The sequence below is a fragment of the Plectonema cf. radiosum LEGE 06105 genome (assembly GCF_015207665.1).
Classification (GTDB): Bacteria; Cyanobacteriota; Cyanobacteriia; order Cyanobacteriales; family Nostocaceae; genus Rivularia; species Rivularia radiosa_A.
The window spans coordinates 1-1,800 of record NZ_JADEWL010000297.1; the positions used below are offsets into that span (position 1 = coordinate 1).

The window sequence follows — 1,800 nt, forward strand, 5'->3', positions numbered from 1 at the left end:
GATGGGGGGATGGGGTGATGGGGAGAAATTAACTGTCAACTGCCAACTGTCAACTGTCAACTGTCAACTAACCAATTACTTACTTGTATATAGTAAAGCCACATTTGCAGTAAAAAGCTGTTAACATACATTTTTCAGGGGATGTAAAAAGGACACATTTACCTGGTTGGCTCCAAGGTGGAAAACTTCGTGTCAATCGAAACCTACTTGTACGGGCAGTTTTGGGTATAGCAACCTTGAATTAGTGTCCATATATAAGTTGGTGAAGATACTAATAAAAAAAGCGATAGCAATCTTACGAACAAAGTTCGTTTTAACTTTTTTCTGTAAAAATACGGGTAAAATTTGGTTTATCACTACCATTAATACCCTTAGTTGTCGCATAATAGATAAATTAAAGTGAACACATAGCCTGCTTATAAGGTGTATACTACTTACTTTCCTGCAATTATTAATTTTGTTAACCTGCTATTCAACAGTTTGTAATATGCATAACGATACTGATCTGATCAAACGTCTTGGCCCCAGCGCGATGGATCAGATCATGCTTTATTTGGCTTTCAGTGCCATGCGAACTAGCGGGCACAGACATGGGGCATTTTTAGATGCAGCCGCAACTGCTGCGAAATGTGCAATTTACATGACTTATCTGGAACAGGGTCAAAACCTGCGAATGACTGGTCATTTGCATCATTTAGAGCCGAAGCGGGTAAAAGCCATTGTCGAAGAAGTTAGACAAGCGTTAACAGAAGGAAAACTGTTGAAGATGTTAGGTTCTCAGGAACCGCGTTATTTGATTCAGTTTCCTTATGTATGGATGGAAAAATTTCCTTGGCAGCCTGGACGTTCGCGTATTCCTGGCACCAGTCTGACATCTGAAGAAAAAAGACAAATTGAGCAAAAATTGCCGCCCAACCTGCCTGATGCTCAGTTAATTACCTCTTTTGAATTTTTGGAGTTAATTGAATTTCTCCACAAACGTTCCCAAGAAGATATGCCTTCGGGACACCAAATGCCTTTAAGTGAAGCTTTGGCGGAGCATATCAAGCGTCGTTTACTTTATTCAAGTACGGTGACGCGGATTGATTCTCCTTGGGGAATGCCTTTCTACGCTCTTACTCGTCCCTATTACGCGACAGCAGATGACGAGGAGCGTACCTACATTATGGTGGAAGATACTGCCCGATTTTTCCGCATGATGAGGGAGTGGTCGGAAAGACAACGCAATACAATGCGAGTTTTGGAAGAAATGGATATTTCACCCGAACGAATAGATCAAGCCCTAGAAGAATTGGATCAAATCATTCGTGCTTGGGCAGATAAATATCATCAAGTAGGTGGAGAGCCAATGCTTTTACAAATGGTTTTCGGTAAAAAAGAAGAATAATAAATCAGCAGTCATATTATTGACTGCCGATTATGCCAATCCCCCCATTTTAGCAAAAATATGTCCAAAAACAAAATTCAATAAACAACTATTAGGTTGGGTTTACTCGTGATGGAAACCCAACCTATTTTTTTTGTGGATTGGGTATGAGAGTTAGGAGTTGGGAGTTAGGAGTTAGGAGTTAGGAGTTAGGAGTTGGGAGTTGGGAGTTGGGAGTTGGGAGTTAGGAGTTAGGAGTTGGGAGTTGGGAGTTGGGAGTTGGGAGTTGGGAGTTGGGAGTTAGGAGTTGGGAGTTGGGAGTTAGGAGTTAGGAGTTGGGAGTTAGGAGTTAGCAGTTAGCAGTTAGGAGTTAGCAGTTAGCAGTTAGGAGTTAGCAGTTAGCAGTTAGGAGCAAGAATTTATTACTTATTACC

The 1,800-nt window shown here is 41.2% G+C and carries 1 protein-coding gene; it reads left to right on the forward strand.

Annotated elements, in window-relative coordinates:
* Positions 1-487: 487 nt before the first annotated feature.
* Positions 488-1,387 carry a heterocyst differentiation master regulator HetR gene (gene hetR, locus IQ247_RS32075; RefSeq protein WP_193926227.1) on the forward strand — a complete coding sequence of 300 codons (900 nt, stop codon included), beginning with the start codon at positions 488-490 and terminating at the stop codon, positions 1,385-1,387.
* The last annotated feature ends 413 nt before the right edge of the window (positions 1,388-1,800 follow it).